General features: G+C 43.7%; 12 protein-coding genes. 11 read left to right on the plus strand and 1 reads right to left on the minus strand.

The features are described from left to right. Positions 1-15 precede the first annotated feature (15 nt). Genes ilvN through ilvC form a run of 3 tightly spaced genes read left to right on the plus strand, consistent with a single transcriptional unit; the run spans position 16 to position 2,420 of the window. A complete protein-coding gene (gene ilvN, locus I2F54_RS11610; RefSeq protein ID WP_009123168.1) occupies positions 16-576 on the plus strand; it encodes an acetolactate synthase small subunit in 561 nt (186 codons plus the stop codon). Further along, positions 576-1,325 carry an acyl-[acyl-carrier-protein] thioesterase gene (locus I2F54_RS11615; protein ID WP_087412639.1) on the plus strand — a complete coding sequence of 250 codons (750 nt, stop codon included), beginning with the start codon at positions 576-578 and terminating at the stop codon, positions 1,323-1,325. Before ilvN ends, I2F54_RS11615 begins: the two co-directional genes overlap by 1 nt. A gap of 51 nt (positions 1,326-1,376) precedes the next feature. Next, complete coding sequence (ilvC, locus tag I2F54_RS11620; protein ID WP_009123170.1) at positions 1,377-2,420, plus strand: ketol-acid reductoisomerase; 1,044 nt, start codon at positions 1,377-1,379, stop codon at positions 2,418-2,420. A gap of 64 nt (positions 2,421-2,484) precedes the next feature. On the opposite strand, the gene I2F54_RS11625 is transcribed toward ilvC, so the two are convergent. Further along, entirely contained in the window at positions 2,485-4,380 is a 1,896-nt protein-coding gene (locus tag I2F54_RS11625) for an AAA domain-containing protein (protein WP_195501294.1), read from the minus strand. Positions 4,381-4,515: 135 nt separating this feature from the next. On the opposite strand from I2F54_RS11625, the gene I2F54_RS11630 reads away from it, so the two are divergent. From I2F54_RS11630 to I2F54_RS11665, 8 genes are all read left to right on the plus strand, one after another. After that, positions 4,516-6,759 carry an aconitate hydratase gene (locus I2F54_RS11630; RefSeq protein ID WP_195501295.1) on the plus strand — a complete coding sequence of 748 codons (2,244 nt, stop codon included), beginning with the start codon at positions 4,516-4,518 and terminating at the stop codon, positions 6,757-6,759. A 3-nt stretch (positions 6,760-6,762) separates the two neighbouring features. Beyond that, positions 6,763-7,911: an NADP-dependent isocitrate dehydrogenase gene (icd, locus tag I2F54_RS11635; protein ID WP_087426209.1), complete on the plus strand. Its 1,149-nt coding sequence runs from the start codon at positions 6,763-6,765 to the stop codon at positions 7,909-7,911. Between the two features lie 18 nt (positions 7,912-7,929). Further along, entirely contained in the window at positions 7,930-9,273 is a 1,344-nt protein-coding gene (locus tag I2F54_RS11640; RefSeq protein WP_009123175.1) for a citrate/2-methylcitrate synthase, read from the plus strand. Between the two features lie 420 nt (positions 9,274-9,693). Continuing rightward, on the plus strand, positions 9,694-12,453 hold the full coding sequence (locus I2F54_RS11645) for a fibrobacter succinogenes major paralogous domain-containing protein (RefSeq protein WP_338083444.1): 2,760 nt from the start codon (positions 9,694-9,696) through the stop codon (positions 12,451-12,453). Continuing rightward, the gene (locus I2F54_RS11650; protein WP_195501297.1) at positions 12,450-14,291 is read left to right on the plus strand and encodes a DUF4906 domain-containing protein; all 1,842 of its coding nucleotides are present in this window, start codon (positions 12,450-12,452) and stop codon (positions 14,289-14,291) included. The genes I2F54_RS11645 and I2F54_RS11650 overlap by 4 nt, the downstream gene beginning before the upstream one ends. Positions 14,292-14,307: 16 nt before the next feature. Further along, the gene (locus tag I2F54_RS11655) at positions 14,308-14,880 is read left to right on the plus strand and encodes a DUF3575 domain-containing protein (RefSeq protein WP_009123178.1); all 573 of its coding nucleotides are present in this window, start codon (positions 14,308-14,310) and stop codon (positions 14,878-14,880) included. A 9-nt stretch (positions 14,881-14,889) separates the two neighbouring features. After that, positions 14,890-16,398, plus strand: coding sequence for a DUF3868 domain-containing protein (locus tag I2F54_RS11660; protein ID WP_195501298.1), 1,509 nt, complete (start codon positions 14,890-14,892; stop codon positions 16,396-16,398). 42 nt (positions 16,399-16,440) lie between these two features. After that, positions 16,441-18,054 carry an Mfa1 family fimbria major subunit gene (locus I2F54_RS11665; RefSeq protein ID WP_195501299.1) on the plus strand — a complete coding sequence of 538 codons (1,614 nt, stop codon included), beginning with the start codon at positions 16,441-16,443 and terminating at the stop codon, positions 18,052-18,054. Positions 18,055-18,172 lie beyond the last annotated feature (118 nt).

Here is an 18,172-nt window from a genome sequence, read left to right on the forward strand (position 1 = left end):
TTAATTAAAAAAGGTATGGACAAGACATTATATACAATTATCGTTCATTCGGAGAACTTTGCAGGTTTGCTGAATCAGGTAACGGCGGTATTTACCCGCCGACAAATCAATATCGAGAGTTTGAACGTTTCGGCATCCTCCATCAAGGGGGTACATAAATATACCATTACAGCTTGGACGGACAAGGATACTATCGAGAAGGTGACAAAACAAATCACCAAAAAGATAGATGTGCTGCAGGCGCACTATTTTACGGATGATGAAATCTATCAGCATGAGATCGCGCTTTACAAGATAACGACTCCCACCTTGGAGGAGAAGCCGGAAGTATCTAAAATTATCCGTAAATACAATGCGCGTATCGTGGAGGTAAATTCCGTATTCTCTATTGTAGAGAAGAACGGCATGAGTGAAGAGATAACCAATCTCTATGAGGAGCTTCGTGCGTTGGAGTGTGTGCTCCAGTTTGTACGTTCCGGCCGTGTGGCTATCACAACAAGTTGCTTTGAACGTGTAAACGAATATTTGGCGGATCGTGAAGCGAAATATCGCCGGAGTAAAGAACAACAAGAATAATGAGTGAGAATAACAAAATAGGAACTTATAGGTTTGTTGCGGAACCGTTTCATGTGGACTTTACCGGGCGCCTGACAATGGGTGTGCTTGGTAACCATCTGTTGAACTGTGCAGGGTTTCATGCTACGGAACGCGGTTTCGGTATCGCAACCTTGAATGAGGATAATTATACGTGGGTGTTGTCGCGTTTGGCTATCGAGTTGGACGAGATGCCGTATCAATACGAGGATTTCTCTATCCAGACTTGGGTGGAGAATGTATACCGCCTTTTTACCGACCGTAACTTTGCCATTATCAATAAAGATGGAAAGAAAATAGGGTATGCTCGTTCCGTATGGGCGATGATTAGTCTCAATACCCGTAAGCCTGCCGATTTGCTGGCTTTGCATGGCGGCAGTATCGTGGACTATGTGTGCGACGAACCTTGCCCCATCGAAAAACCTTCGCGCATAAAAGTGACTTCTATGGAACCGGCTTCTTCCCTGAATGCCAGATATAGCGATATTGATATTAACGGGCACGTAAACAGCATCCGTTATATCGAGCATATTCTTGATTTATTTCCGATAGAGTTGTATAAGGAGAGCCGTATCCGTCGTTTTGAAATGGCGTATGTAGCCGAGAGTTATTACGATGACGAGCTTACTTTTTATAAGGATTATGTCGGTGACGGCACGTATGATGTGGAAGTTAGAAAGAATGGTAACGAAGTGGTTTGTCGTTCTAAAGTGATATTTGTAGGAAAATAATTTATTAATCAATTAGTTGGCGTAAGCCATAAATAAAAATTAAAACAAAAAATGGCACAATTGAATTTTGGCGGTGTTATTGAAAATGTAATGACCCGCGAAGAATTTCCTTTGGAAAAAGCACGTGAGATTTTAAAGGATGAAACAATCGCAGTTATCGGTTACGGTGTACAAGGTCCCGGTCAGGCTTGTAACCTGCGCGACAATGGTTTCAATGTAATCGTAGGCCAGCGTCAGGGTAAGACTTATGAAAAAGCTGTTGCAGACGGATGGGTTCCGGGTGAAACTCTGTTCAGCATTGAAGATGCTTGCCAAAAAGGTACTATTATTATGTGTCTTTTGTCTGATGCAGCCGTAATGTCTGTATGGCCTACCATGAAACCGTTCTTGACACCCGGAAAGGCTCTTTACTTCTCTCATGGTTTCGCTATTACATGGAGCGATCGTACCGGTGTAGTTCCTCCTACGGATATCGATGTTATCATGGTTGCTCCTAAAGGTTCGGGTACGTCATTGCGTACAATGTTCCTCGAAGGCCGCGGCTTGAATTCTTCTTACGCTATCTATCAGGATGCTACCGGCAAGGCTTTGGACAGAACGCTTGCGTTGGGTATCGGTATCGGTTCCGGTTATTTGTTTGAAACTACTTTCATCCGTGAAGCTACTTCAGACTTGACAGGTGAACGCGGCTCTTTGATGGGCGCTATCCAGGGATTACTGTTGGCTCAATACGAGGTTTTGCGTGAAAACGGCCATACTCCGTCGGAAGCTTTCAATGAAACGGTTGAAGAACTGACTCAGTCATTGATGCCGTTGTTTGCAAAGAACGGTATGGACTGGATGTACGCCAACTGTTCTACTACAGCTCAACGCGGTGCGTTGGATTGGATGACTCCGTTCCACGATGCTATCAAACCGGTTGTACAGAAATTGTATCAGAGCGTTAAGTCCGGTAACGAAGCTCAGATTTCTATTGACAGTAACTCTAAGCCTGATTATCGTGAGAAACTGAACGAAGAACTAAAAGCGTTGCGTGAAAGTGAAATGTGGCAGACTGCCGTAACGGTTCGTAAACTCCGTCCGGAAAATAACTGATTCCTGATATAAATCAGAGAATAATAAAAACCTCTTTCAATTTATGTTGAGAGAGGTTTTTTCATTACTTGTCATTAATGGTTCTTACATATTCAAGCAGCCTCTTATAGAAAGTGTGGTGGCTTAGCGTCGTTGCTTCTCCCAGGATAACCAACTTCATGCGCGCCCTTGTTATCGCTACATTCATTCTGCGTAAATCGTTCAGGAAACCGATTTGTCCTTCTTCATTGGCACGTACCAAACTGATAAAGATAACGTCACGTTCCTGCCCTTGAAACCCGTCAACGGTATTGACTGTTATCAAACTGCGGTAAGGACGTAATGAAGCGCTGCTTTTTATTTTTCCCCGCAAGTATTGTACTTGTGCCTTGTAGGGCGAGATTAGTCCGAAGTCGATTCGCTCCTCGAGAATGCGGCTACCGCCTATTCGTTGAATGTAAGCTTCCAGTTCTTTTAGTAATAAGTGGGCTTCCTCTTTGTTGATACGTCCGAATGTTTCTCCGACAAATTCTTCCTTGAAATCCATTTCGGAGGTGTCAAGCCAAGTAATGGGTGTGTCCCAATCTAATATTCCCCGGTGGCGTATTTCGGGAGCCGCTTCCAGTGCTCCGTCATAAAACCAATCTGAGGAGAAACGCATGATATCCTCATGCATGCGATACTGCACTTTCAGTAAAGATACGACAGACGGTTTGTTGGCTACCACCTTTTCCATTAAAGTTTGTTCCAGTCCACTACGTGCGGCTTCATAACATTTGATGGTAGGAGGGAGCTGGCAGTGGTCTCCTGCCAACACTACCCGGTCTGACTTACGGATGGCTATCCAACAAGCGGCTTCCAAAGCCTGGGCGGCTTCATCAATGAACAGTGTACCGAAACGGCGCCCGTTTAAAAGGCGATGATTGCTGCTTACAAGCGTAGAAGCGATGACATGGGCGCTATCAAACAGTTCGGCATTGATTTGTATTTCCAGTGTTGTGGCACGGTCGCGCAGACGGCTCATGCGGCTGCGTATTCCTTCGCGTTCATCGTAACTGCCGTGGCGGGCTTTACCGCCCAATTGCCGTAGTTCTTTACGGATACTCCATAATTCAGGATAAAGCGGATGGTTTTCAAAACGGCGTTCGTACGTAAAAGACAGCATTTTGTCATTGACACGTGTGGGGTTGCCGATTCGTAGAACGTTTACGCCTCTGTCCACCAACTTTTCGGAAATCCAATCGACAGCCATATTGCTTTGGGCGCATACCAATACTTGAGGTTCACGATGTAGAGTTTCGTAGATAGCTTCTACAAGCGTAGTGGTTTTTCCTGTTCCCGGGGGACCGTGTACGATGGCTGTATCGCGAGCGCATAATACTTTGTTTACGGCAGTTTCTTGAGTAGAATTCAACCAAGGGAAACGTTCCGGGTAAAGTTCACGGAATCCGGCTCTGACCGTACCCAACAGAATATCCCGCAATTCTGCAAGACGATTGCCTTTTGCACGAAGGACATCTTCCAGCGCTTCGAACATCGTGCGGTAAGAGGTTTCGTCGAAATAAAGCTGAACTCCGAGATTATCGGCGGATTGTATATCCATGATAGTTCCCGCACCGGGCATAATCACTACCATGTGTGCCTCGTCTGCATAACTGACGGTGGCTGTAAAATTAAAGTAAGTGATTTTTCCATCGGCGGATTGGCGGAAGAAACAGACGGGACGTCCGAATTCAAAGTTATGTTCTATATCGGTATTCTTGGTATGTGTAATTTCTATTACTAATTGATTCAACGAATTATAGTAACTTCGACCCGGTGAGGCAGGATACCAGCAAAGTCCCCGTTTGATTTTTCGGGCGACACCCATATTCTCTGTCTGTCGTTTGAATTCTTCTTTTTCGTATTCGTATTCCATACGTAGCAGGAGCTGCTGCCGTTGGAGATGTATAATGGGACTGTTTGTATCTTGTTCTTTCATATCTGCAAAGGTAATAAATCTCAGTCTTTAGGGGAAGAAATGCTTTATTTTGTTAAACTTTTCCTTATTTTAATTTGTTTATTATATTAATTTGTAATCTTTACAATATTGAAAAACTAAAAAATAAGAGTGGTTATGGTATATGATTTAACAATGCTCAAAACGTTTTATGCACTTTATGAGAGGAAAATAGAACGTATTCGGACTATATTGCAACGTCCGTTGACTTTAGCGGAAAAAATTTTGTATGCTCATTTGTATGATGAGAAGAATGTGAAGAACTATAAACGCGGCGAAGACTATGTAAACTTTCGTCCCGATCGTGTGGCTATGCAGGATGCAACTGCGCAGATGGCTTTATTGCAGTTTATGAATGCTGGTCGTGATGAGGCGGCGGTTCCTTCGACCGTACATTGTGACCATTTGATTCAGGCTTACAAAGGGGCAAAAGAAGATATTGCCACTGCAACCAAAACGAACGAGGAAGTGTATAAGTTCCTTCGGGATGTTTCTTCCCGTTACGGTATCGGTTTCTGGCAACCCGGAGCAGGTATCATTCATCAAGTTGTGTTGGAAAACTATGCTTTTCCCGGTGGTATGATGGTAGGTACCGATTCTCATACTCCGAATGCCGGCGGTTTGGGTATGGTGGCTATCGGTGTAGGCGGTGCTGATGCGGTGGATGTAATGACCGGTATGGAATGGGAACTGAAAATGCCCCGCTTGATCGGTGTCCGTCTTACAGGAACATTAAACGGATGGGCGGCTCCTAAAGATGTTATTCTGAAGTTAGCGGGAATTCTGACAGTCAAAGGCGGAACGAATGCCATTATCGAATATTTCGGGCCGGGTACCGTCTCGCTTTCGGCTACCGGAAAGGCTACGATTTGTAATATGGGTGCGGAAGTAGGTGCCACTACCTCTCTTTTTCCTTATGACGATCGTATGGCTGCTTATCTGAAAGCTACCGGACGTGCGGAAGTGGCGGATATGGCTACTGCCGTTGCCGCAGGGCTTCGTGCCGATGACGAGGTGGTTGCAAATCCGGAGAAGTACTATGACCGTATTATCGACATAGACCTTTCTACATTGGAACCTTATATCAACGGACCGTTTACTCCGGATGCGGCTACGCCTATTTCTGAATTTTCCGAGAAAGTTTTAAAGAACGGTTATCCTCGTAAGATGGAAGTGGGGCTCATTGGTTCCTGTACCAATTCATCTTATCAGGATTTGAGTCGTGCGGTATCTTTGGCGCGTCAGGTAACGGCGAAACATTTACATGTGGCCGCTCCTTTGATTGTCAATCCGGGTTCGGAACGCATACGTGCGACAGCAGAGCGTGACGGTATGATTGACGCTTTTGAAAAAATAGGCGCTACAATTATGGCAAATGCCTGCGGACCTTGTATCGGACAGTGGAAGCGTGTGACCGATGATCCTACCCGCAAGAATTCTATCGTAACTTCTTTCAATCGGAATTTTGCCAAACGGGCGGACGGTAATCCGAATACATATGCGTTTGTAGCCTCTCCCGAACTGACCATGGCGTTGACTATTGCCGGGGATTTGTGTTTTAATCCGCTGAAAGATACATTGGTGAATGCCGACGGTGAAAGGGTTAAGCTCTCCGAACCCGTAGGCGAAGAACTGCCTCTAAAGGGATTTACGGCAGGAAGTGAGGGATATACCGCACCTTCCAATGTAAAGGCGGATATTGTGGTAGAGCCTCAGTCACAGCGCTTACAACTCCTTACTCCTTTCCCTGCCTGGGATGGCGCAGACTTATTGAATATGCCTCTGTTGATTAAGACGCAGGGCAAGTGTACTACCGATCATATATCGATGGCAGGTCCGTGGCTCCGTTTTCGCGGACACTTGGAGAATATCTCGGATAATATGTTAATGGGTGCTGTCAATGCTTTCAACGGAGAAACAAATAAAGTATGGAACCACTCTACAAACACGTACGGAACAGTTTCCGGTACGGCTAAATTGTATAAATCGGAAGGGATTCCTTCCATTGTCGTTGCCGAAGAAAACTATGGTGAGGGTTCCAGTCGTGAGCATGCTGCTATGGAACCTCGTTTTCTGAATGTACGTACTATCTTGGCTAAAAGCTTCGCGCGTATTCACGAGACGAATTTGAAGAAACAAGGCATGCTGGCGCTGACTTTTATTGATAAGGCGGATTATGATAAGATTCAGGAGCATGATTTACTGTCTGTTGTGGGCTTGAAAGATTTTGCTCCGGAACGTAACTTGACGGTGGTACTCCATCACGAGGACGGAAGTCAAGAAAGTTTTGAAGTACAACATACGTATAATGAACAGCAGATAGGCTGGTTTCGTGCCGGTTCTGCATTAAATGCACGATAGAATATGGAAAAGATTACTGTACCTTTTATTACAGGTGACGGAGTCGGGGCGGAGATAACCCCGTCTATGCAGGCTGTTGTGAATACAGCTCTGAAAAAAGCTTATGGAGACAGCCGGAGTATCGAATGGAAAGAAGTGTTGGCGGGTGAGCGGGCATTTAATGAAACGGGTTCCTGGTTACCAGAAGAAACGATGGAAGCATTCCGAACTTATAAGGTTGGTATTAAAGGTCCGCTGACTACCCCTATCGGCGGAGGCATCCGTTCGCTGAACGTGGCATTACGCCAAACGCTCGATTTGTATGTTTGTTTGCGTCCTGTGCGTTGGTATAAAGGCGTAGTCTCTCCGGTGAAAGAACCGCAGAAGGTAAATATGTGTGTATTTCGTGAGAATACAGAAGATATTTATGCAGGTATCGAATGGGAAGCCGGAACACCGGAAGCCGATAAGTTCTACCGTTTCTTGCATGATGAAATGGGTGTGACTAAAGTACGTTTTCCCGAAACTTCTTCTTTTGGTGTAAAACCTGTGTCTAAAGAAGGTACGGAGCGGTTGGTACGCGCGGCTTGCCTGTACGCACTCGAAAATAATCTGCCTTCTGTGACATTGGTGCACAAAGGCAACATTATGAAATTCACCGAAGGCGGTTTCAAGAAATGGGGGTACGAAGTGGCAGAACGTGAATTTGGCAAAGAAATAGAGGACGGGCGTCTTGTTATCAAAGATTGTATAGCTGATGCTTTTTTGCAGAATACGCTGCTTATTCCCGAAGAATACTCGGTCATTGCAACACTGAACCTGAACGGTGATTACGTTTCCGACCAACTGGCTGCCATGGTGGGCGGTATCGGTATCGCTCCGGGCGCCAATATCAATTATAAGACAGGTCACGCTATTTTTGAAGCTACTCATGGTACGGCTCCAAATATTGCCGGAAAAGATGTTGTAAATCCATGTTCTATCATTCTTTCAGCGGTGATGATGCTTGAACATCTGGGCTGGAAAGAAGCGGCTTTGCTAATAGAGAAAGCATTGGAGAATAGTTTTACGGAAGGTCGTGCCACTGCCGATTTAGCTCGCTTTATGCAGGGTGGTGTCTCATTGTCTACATCTGCTTTTACACGGGAAATTGTGGAAAGAATCGAAAAATAATAAAAAACATACATAATTATGAAGAAGGAATATTTGATTTACAAGCTCTCTGAGGACCTGAAAGAAGCGACCAGGATTGAGAACGAACTGTTCAAGAAGTTTGATGTAAAACGCGGCTTGCGTAATGAGGATGGAACGGGGGTATTGGTCGGATTGACCAAAATTGGTAATGTAGTAGGCTACGAACGTATTCCGGGCGGTGGGTTAAAGCCTATTCCGGGTAAATTATTCTATCGTGGTTACGACCTTGAGGATTTGGCGCATGCCATTCTTAAAGAAAAACGTTTTGGCTTTGAAGAGGTAGCCTATCTGTTGCTTTCCGGTCGTCTTCCCGATAAGGAAGAGTTGATTTCCTTTCGCGAACTGATAAACGATAATATGCCGTTGGAACAGAAAACGAAGATGAATATCATTGAACTCGAGGGAAACAATATTATGAACATTCTGGCACGTAGTGTGCTTGAGATGTATCGTTTTGACCCGAATGCCGATGATACTTCCCGCGATAACCTGATGCGCCAAAGCATCGAACTGATTTCAAAGTTCCCAACTATCATAGCCTACGCCTTCAATATGCTTCGCCATGCCACTCATGGCCGTTCGTTGCACATCCGTCATCCACAGGAAAATCTTTCTCTCGCAGAAAACTTCTTGTATATGCTGAAAAAGGATTATACGGAACTGGATGCTCGTACTCTCGACCTGTTGCTGGTGTTGCAGGCAGAGCATGGCGGCGGTAACAACTCTACGTTTACTGTACGTGTAACTTCTTCTACCGGGACGGATACTTATTCTTCTATTGCAGCGGGTATCGGTTCTTTGAAAGGGCCGCTTCACGGCGGTGCCAATATTCAGGTTGCCGATATGTTCCACCATTTGCAGGAGAACATTCAGGATTGGACAAATGTGGACGAGATTGATACTTACTTTACCCGTATGTTGAACAAGGAGGTTTACAACAAGACAGGGCTGATATATGGTATCGGTCATGCCGTTTATACCATTTCCGATCCGCGTGCCATACTGTTGAAGGAACTTGCCCGTGACCTTGCCCGCGAGAAAGGTAAGGAACGTGAGTTCGCGTTCCTGGAACTGCTGGAAGAACGTGCTATCGAAGTCTTTGGACGTGTGAAGAATAACGGAAAGACCGTTTCGAGCAATGTTGATTTCTATTCCGGTTTTGTATATGAGATGATTGGCTTGCCGCAGGAAATCTTTACACCGCTGTTTGCTATGGCTCGTATCGTAGGTTGGTGTGCACACCGTAATGAGGAACTGAACTTCGAGGGTAAACGTATCATCCGCCCGGCGTACAAGAATGTATTGGATGATGTGACTTATATTCCTATCAAGAAACGTTAGAGAATAACAGTGTTCGTAATCATTTGAAGATGGTTATGTATTTCATTCCTTTTTTCCTACGGGGAATTTGTCAGTGGTATAATTGACAAGTTCCCCGTAGAAAGTATAAGGCGGAAAGTTAGTGTATTTTGTTTGTAAATTATAAGCCTTCGGTTTCGATTATCAAAACTTTTGTTTCCGATTGGTGCAGATAATGCAATATTTCCTATTTGCTATCTGTTCTTTTCTATATTCAAGACATCTTCTTGCGGTAATAGTATAATTAGTTGTCTATCCATATTTCCATTGTCTATATCAGAAATGGATATAATTCATTCTCTTCTTTAATTCAACGATATTTGTGATATGAGATTCGAGTTGGTCTCATGTTACAAAATATGTTGAACTATGATGGTACAGAAATCTATAATAAATAAGAGTGTGATATTCATTTTATTGCTGGCGGCTTTGTCCTCCTGCATAGATGAAATACATACTCATGGTATAGACGTCTCATCTATTTCTGTGAGAGGGATGGAACTTATGAATACTACACATCCGGGTGAAGCGGATGATAATGTAGTCCGTTCTCTCCGTATCTTATCCTTTGAACGTTCCACAGGTAATCTTACTACTAATATTCGTTATAATGCATGGTTGGGTGATATCGTTCATCATGCGATTTCTCCGGGAGGCTACGATTTTGTGTTTTTGGTAAACGAGCCTGTACATCAGGATATTGTGAATACCTTGAACGGTATTGAGAAATATGCTGATTTGGATAGGATTGCTTATCCAGCGGAGTATTTCTCTTCGGAACAGATAATTCCAATGATACAGGAACTTAAAAATGTAACTGTCTTGTCCGGTAGAAAAGGAATCCGGTTGAGTGATGGAACGGAATTTTCCGTATTGGAACTGGCTCTTGACAGACTTGGAGTGCGGGTCGATGTTACAGTGGAATCTGCAGATAATTTCGATGAAACATTTAATGGTATCATTTTCAGTAATGTACCGAATTCAGTTCCTCTCACTGCCGGATATAGCGGTCCTGCAATTGAACGGACAGTAATACGCGCATTTACTAAAAATGAAGATGGAAATTATTTTTCGGATGCTGTACCTGTTACAGAGGGAGCCAATTGGGCTAAGAAAGTGAATCGTATCATACTGCCTTCCAGTGGACTGATGGAACAGGATGATAAGGGAAAGGCTGTGAACTTTATTATTGATATGGGGGACAATTACAGCCCTTCTTGTGAGTTGAAGATTAGTAAAGAACCACTTGATTACAGATTGCCGCTCAATACCAAACTGGATTTGACAGCGATTATCAAGGAACCGCTTGAAGTGAATATAAAAGCCTCCGAATGGGATTACATCGCCAATGATTGGGAGATAGCGGGAAATAGGATGTTGAATGTTTCGCATACGGAAGTCAGCATAACCGATTTTAATGGGGCACGTATTTCATTTTGGTCAAATATGCCGGTAGTGAGAGTTCTGGAAACCGTAAAAGTGAGAAGCTCCAATCGGCAGGAAGATACGAATGTAGTATTTAATGCATTGGCATCTCAAAGTTGGAATGTGAATAATGACGAGAGATTCTTATACAATCCTCAAACGGGAGCAGGTTATATGGACATTCTGTTGGACTGGCCTAATGAAATAGGGGAGGAAACTTATGAAATAACGTTGATGGCTGCGGAAGATTATGATGGAAAGAATAAGCTTTTAAAGACTGTTACCGTACATGTAAAGCAAGAGGGGAAACGCTTTGATTTTATTGCAAACTCGGAGAAATATCCCTGGTCCCAGCCTTATGTAGGCGCTTTCTATAAGAATAATGAAACGGGAGAGAGAGTGATTAGCGGCCTGAGATATACATACTGGCATCAGTGGACGGCAAAAGTTCCTGACGCTTATAAGGATTTTATTGTATTGAGCTCTACACCCAGTTTTGATCCGGGTATAGGTACGGCTTTACCGGGCGACCCGGAGAAATATCCGGTTATTCCCAATGAATATAGAGGTGAAACCGGAGACTTTGTACATGGAAAAGGGAGAATTTATTTCCGGATAGGACTCAAAAGTAGGAATACCGATATCGATAAACCGAGATACGGAGTCGTAGAACTTACCTATGAGGGTAATGACGATAGTGGAAACTTTCTTACCTACAAGACTAAAGTCTATGTACGTCAGGGGGAGGCTCCGGATTATCTGATGCGAAGCGGAAGTTCGGGGAGTTCTTTCGGAAGAAAGTTTTCTCCATATAACTTGACGGCTAAAGCATATAAAAACAACCCGGGCAGTATTGCCGAATGGTATGGAGTCGATATATCCAATCTCGGAAATGAAGTGGCGTTTGTGGATTATCCCACTCAAGCCGGCGCACATTTTCAATGGGGGCTTGCCAAAGGACATACCCGATTGGCTAATAGAGCCTATCATCCTACGAATAAGAACGTATCATCCGGTTGGAGCATACCCGATTGGCCGAAATTCTATACGGATAGTCCGCCTCTTTGGGATCCTGCTACAGGATTCAAGTATAAAGATTCGTTGGAAATATGCCCTCCGGGGTATTATCGCCCCACGGATGGTCCGATAAATAAAATCGCAACTAATAGTTTTGGCTACGATCAAGTGTATCAGTCCGAATGGAGAATGTCTTTGTTTAATGAGCCGATGAAGGGAGACGGAAGCCCTACGACTGTATATCAGCCTATCGATCCGACTGTAAAGACGGAACTGTACGTCCCTAAAATCCTGAATGAAGTGATGTATGGATTCTATGCGGATGGTTTTTTTGACAGACGTCCTATAAAAACGGAAGCAATGATAGATGGGCTGGATAGGGCGAACGGTACTGTTACCCGATATAAGGGAGTGGCTCTGAATAGTGCCGATGCGGCTTATGGCGGAACGCTTATCGTCAATTCGGCAACTGATGCGTCATTGTTTTTTCCATCGGCAGGAAGAAGATGGCATGATGACGGCAGTTTGGAGTTTGCCGGTGAAACAGGTTATTACTGGTCTTCTTCGGTAGCTCCGGGATGGGTGGGAAAAGATAATGAAGGTAATACGATAGGTACGCCTTATGCTAATATTTGGACTATGGAGTTCAATTATGTGGCTACCCAGGCCAAATCGGTTATAAATCAGTTTGCTCATTCAATTCGATGTGTAAAAAGATGAAGAAAGTTATGATACATATAATCCGTTTGCTCAGTCTGACTTTTCTCATGCTGACGGCATCATGTGAACATGAGACGCTTTTGGTGGAGAACCCGGAAAGGGAGACGGTTTCGGAAGAAAAGGTACAGATTGAAATCTTTACCCGTGTCAACTCATATCGACTTCCGGCGACAAGAGGATTGGAAGATGAGGAAACCGTTGGCAAAACCCCGTGGGTATTTGTGTTTAAGGGAGCAGGCGGAAATGCCCGGCTGATAGAAGTTGTACAAGCTTTTGAGATGATAAAGAAAAGATATGTACTCTTGACGAAACAAGCTGATGATAGTAAATATCAACTATTGATATTGGCTAATCCCCAGGTGGAGTTTTATTATGGTGATGCGGTGAACGGTTATGAGTTTAATATGGAAAAACTGTTAGGAAAGATGAAGCCGGGTGTTGTGACCTTGTCTGAGGTTTGTGAGAATCTGCTGACAGAACCATTGGCAACTCCTGCGCTTGCGGTTATGCCGTTTAATTATAGTGGCGCAACTATTCCGATGAGCTATTTACTGGAAGTAGACCGAGTGGATAATACGACCCAAATAGCCAATGCTGACGGAAGTCCGTTATTGCTTGTTCGTTCTATCGCTAAAATGACAGTTACCAATAAGGCCGTTAATTTTGAACTGAAAGGAATTACCGCAGTGGTCAATGTTCCCCGACAAGGGCAACTTCATAATTGGGGAAATTCTATAATGGACAATACTTCTAATCTGACCGAATACAGAGCTGATGCCGGCTACTCGGCTCCTTTGATAACGCCGGAAACGGTTAACGATTGGCAACATACGGAAAACAGTCCTGTTTATTTGTACGAGTCAGGTATACAAAATAATACTTATCTCATTCTTCAAGGGACTTACGAAGGTAAAGATTACTATTATAAAATGGCATTGATCGGTAGCGGCAAACATATGCTGGATATACTGCGTAATCATGCTTATGCATTCACAATTAATACAGTGAACGGACCGGGATATGATACGGTAGCGGACGCCAAGGCATCGAAAGCATCCAATGTCGATATTGATTATAGCATCTTGATAGATGATAGTAATACGTATGAGGTAGTTGCCAATAACGATTACTATTTGGGAGTAAGCAATTCGGTGTTCATTGCCTATACGGATGAGAATAAAGACCATGAGGCCTTCGAGTTTATCACTGATTGTAAAACTGATTTTCCGGAGGCAAAAACAATTCGTGATAATGAGAATATGCTGGCCGGCGGTGTATTCGGCTTGAGAAAACCGATTGACGGGCTTATACCTATCGTGAATCAAGAAACAACCGATCCGCGTAAAACGGCAGTGGAAGTATATGTTTCCAATTGGTTAAAATGGTATGAAGATACCCAATATTATCAAGGTGTGAGAAGAGATAACGCATATATAACGCTTAAGTTGGGTAATCTTGTAAAATCCGTTCATATCAGACAAAGGGATGCCCTTCCGGCAGGGGGAACGACCTTGAAATATATGCCGACCGGAAATACGGATGTTGCCGTGCATGAAATGAATTATTATTGTCTTTCAGCCTTTGTGGAGAAGGGTAGTGATAATCCGCCGGCTTGGATAAAACTCCGTCCTTCCACCGGAGCGGCAAGGGATGATACGGAAAGTATAACGGTGGATGACGGGAAGATACATATTGAAGTATTACCCAATGTAGCCTCTGCGCCGCGAACGGGTATTATATACTTGGTTACAATAAGAGATCCTGACGGATCGGTTGGAAGCCATGTTACTCAACGGATTAAAGTAAGTGTCACCCAATTAGGGAAAAGCATTTCATAACCTAATAAAAATATAAATGAAGAAAGTATTGATATTCATATTGTTGATGTCGGGATGCTTTATCTCGGAGGGTCAAGCGCAGAAAATTGCTTTGAAGAGTAATCTTCTATATGACTTTACCGGAACTCTGAATTTGGGAGTAGAGATAGGCTTGGGACGTAAATGGACATTAGAAGTGCCGGTTAATTATAATCCGTGGAAGCCGGATAGCGGTAGACGCCTGCGGCATTGGGGGATACAACCGGAAGCCCGTTATTGGTTCTGTGAACGTTTCAACCGCACTTTTGTAGGACTGCACGGACATTATGCCGATTTCAATGTCGGTGGCTGGCCGGACTGGTCTTTCATAAGCAAGAATATGCAACGTAACCGTTATCAGGGACATTTGTACGGTGGCGGTATCTCGATAGGACATTCTTGGATATTGAAGAAACGTTGGAGTATAGAGGCTTCTTTGGGGTTGGGATATGCGCATATTGTATACGAGAAATATCCGTGTGCTACATGTGGCACGAAGTTGAAAGATGGCAATAAAAATTATTTCGGGCCTACTAAGGCAAGTGTGGCATTGATTTATGTAATTAAATAGAATAAAAAAATGAAGAGAAATATACAATTTATCCTATTCGTATTCTTTGCTTTATGCTTGAGCCAAGCTGCAGCTCAGAAACGTCCTTACAGTGGAACTATAAATATAGAACCGGTGAGGTTTGAGCAGCATGGCGATTTTCTTCATATAGAAATAAATTTTATTACGAATGGTATGAAAGTGAAATCCGTACGCAGTGTGAATTTTACTCCCCGGTTGATTTCTTCGTCGGATACTTGTAATCTTCCGGAAGTCTCTTTTAAAGGGCGGAATGAGTTTTTGGCCTATGAGCGTACACTCGCCATATCGGCTAAAAAAAATGCGGACTTAAAGAAACCTTATGCTGTGCAAAGGGGCTATGGAATACGAAACGATACGCTTCGCTACCGATACGCGATACCTTATGAACCCTGGATGGCTGACGCCCGCCTTGACATCCGGAGTGAAGAATGCGGTTGCGGAGAAACAGTATTTATGAATATGCAGACGGTTACCGATAAAGTTGTGCTTGAGCGTTTGTTGACTCCGTATGTTGTAGTTCCTCATTTGACTTATGTGGAACCGGTAACGGAGAAAGTGAAAAACAGAGAAATACAAGTAGAGTGTTTCTTGGATTTTGAGGTGAACAAAGTGGACATCCGTCCCGAATATATGAATAATCCTGTGGAACTGACTAAGATTCATACGGCAATTGATGACTTGAAATCAGATAAAAGTATTGAAGTACAGCGTTTGGAGATAATCGGCTATGCTTCTCCTGAAGGGACATTGGCTGTAAACAAGCGGTTATCCGAGGGACGGGCGATGGCATTACGCCGTTATCTGACTGCCCGATATGATTTTCCACGAAATCTGTATCATATCGTTTTTGGCGGTGAAAACTGGGAGGGTTTGGTCAAAGCGCTCCATACCATTGACATGGATTATAAGGATGAGGTGCTGGAGATTATAAAGAATACGTCTGTCGAAGAAGGGCGGGAAACGAAATTGATGCGGCTGCATGGTGGAGTACCCTATCGGTATCTCCTGAAGAACATATTTCCAGGCCTTCGTGTAGCCATTTGTAAAGTGAATTATGATATTAGGAATTTCAGTATGGATGAAGCGAAAGATATGATAAAAAAACGTCCGCAGAATCTGAGTCTGAATGAATTGTTCTTGGTAGCTGATAGTTACCCTAAAGGTTCGCAGGAATTTATAGAGGTCTTTGAAACGGCTGTAAGGCTATATCCGGAAGATGAAGTTGCCAATATTAACGCAGCTTCTGCATGCCTTCTGCGTGGTGATACGCTTTCCGCGGAGCGTTATTTGAAAAAAGTGAAATCGAATAAGTATTTACCGGAGTATAACAATGCCGTGGGAGTACTTGCATTATTGAAAGGAGATTATGAACGGGCGGAAAAACATTTAAGGATGGCTGTAAAGCTGGGAATGGCGATAGCCGAAGAGAATTTAAAGGAATTGGCGGAGAAAAAGGCTAATGCCATTGAGATTGAATCCCGGAGAGGGAACAGATAGAATAAACGTAGATTGAATAGTATTAATTAAAATGTAGAAGAAATGAGAAAAAGAAATTATTTTTTGTTGGCACTTGCATCGATGGCATTTGCTGCATGTAGTAATGATGATTTTGTAGCGGATGTAGACAATGGAATCATTACTGAACCGACCGGTGATGCATGGGTGGCATTGAATGTCAGACCGCCGTCTTTGGCGTCTACTCGTGGATTGCACGTACCCGACCATGAAAATGGTACACCTGCCGAAACAGAGATTAAATCTGTTAGAGCCATATTTTTCACATCAGGAGCAAGCCCTACCGTGACTGCCGATATTGAACTTACTTTGTCGCAGGCGGGAGCAAACGCTTCGGGACAGCCCACCGGAAATGCCGGGGAAGCATTCAAAGTTCCGGCTGCTTCCAAACGTGTTTTGATTGTAGCCAACGCTTCCAAAGAGTTTAAAGACAAAGCGCCAAGCGGCTGGAGCGGTGGTACTCCTTACGCTACGGTTAACGATGCACTCGTTCTTAGCACCGGGAACGGAGTTTTAAGCTTTACCGATGGTTTTATGATGTCTAATGCCAAAGGAGGCTTGGAACCTTCCAAGACCGAAGAACCGGGATTGGGCGACCCGGTAGACCTGACCCTCTATAAAAATGCGACGGGAGCGGTAGCCAATCCGTTGGTTATTAATATAGACCGTGTGGTTGCAAAAGTCCGTGTTTTCATCACTAAAGCAAGTGATGTGGCTTCCATTGAAAATGAAGGTTGGCTTTTGAACGCTACCAATACGAAGTTCTATCCGACATCGGAAAGAATCTCCACTTGGTTTGAACTGAATCCGGCCGGTGGTTTCCGTGCGCCGTTCGACCAGTATAAAAAAGGTTCTTATAGGAAAGACCCTAATTATGACGCTCCGCATTCCGGAGTGGATTATACTTACATTACTACCGACCCCGGTACTTGGAATGTATCGAACACCAGTGAATACTGTCTTGAAAATACCCAGGATAAAGCAGGAAATGTACATGCTTATACCACCCACGTATTGTTGAGAGCCAAGTTTATACCTAAGAAATATAAGAAAGCTGATATGACGGACACCGATGTCCAGGATGCAACGGGAGACTGGATGCTGATTGATGGCGGTTACTACACTTTTGCCACTTTAACGGAATGGATTGAAGCCGAATTGAAATATAAATATAGCAAGGCTGTTCCAACCTCGATAACTACTCCGCTTACTACTGCATATAACAAGTATTTAGGAGCGGATGGAGTAAATGTCGGTGAGGTTACTTTGCCGGATGCCGCTGATGATACTGAAATAGGAGACTTGGTGAATAAGTTTACCGGAAAAAGGGCTTCGGTTATTGGCGTTGAGGACAGAGGAAAAACTGTAGGCAGCCTTACGTATTATAAAAATGCCTTCAATTATTACAAGATTATGATTAAGCATGATGACACCGACCTGGCGGTGAATGAGCTGGGAGAGTTTGGCGTTGTCCGTAACTCGGTTTACGATATTAATGTCAGCAAATTCAATAATCCTGGCTATCCCGACGTGCCCAAACCGGATCCGGGTGAGGAAGATGAAGACGAGGACGGTTGGCTGTCAATCAAGATTAATGTGAATCCTTGGACTTGGTATACTCAGACAGAGGAACTGTGACGACAGCTTGGTAAAGCAATCTTCATACTGTATAAAGGTAGGGAGGAGAGAACTTCTCCCATACTTTTATCTTGATGGGAAGGTTCTCGGAAGATTCTCAAGAAATTTGAAAATGGTA

Source organism: Bacteroides clarus, from assembly GCF_015555825.1.
Lineage (GTDB): Bacteria > Bacteroidota > Bacteroidia > Bacteroidales > Bacteroidaceae > Bacteroides > Bacteroides clarus.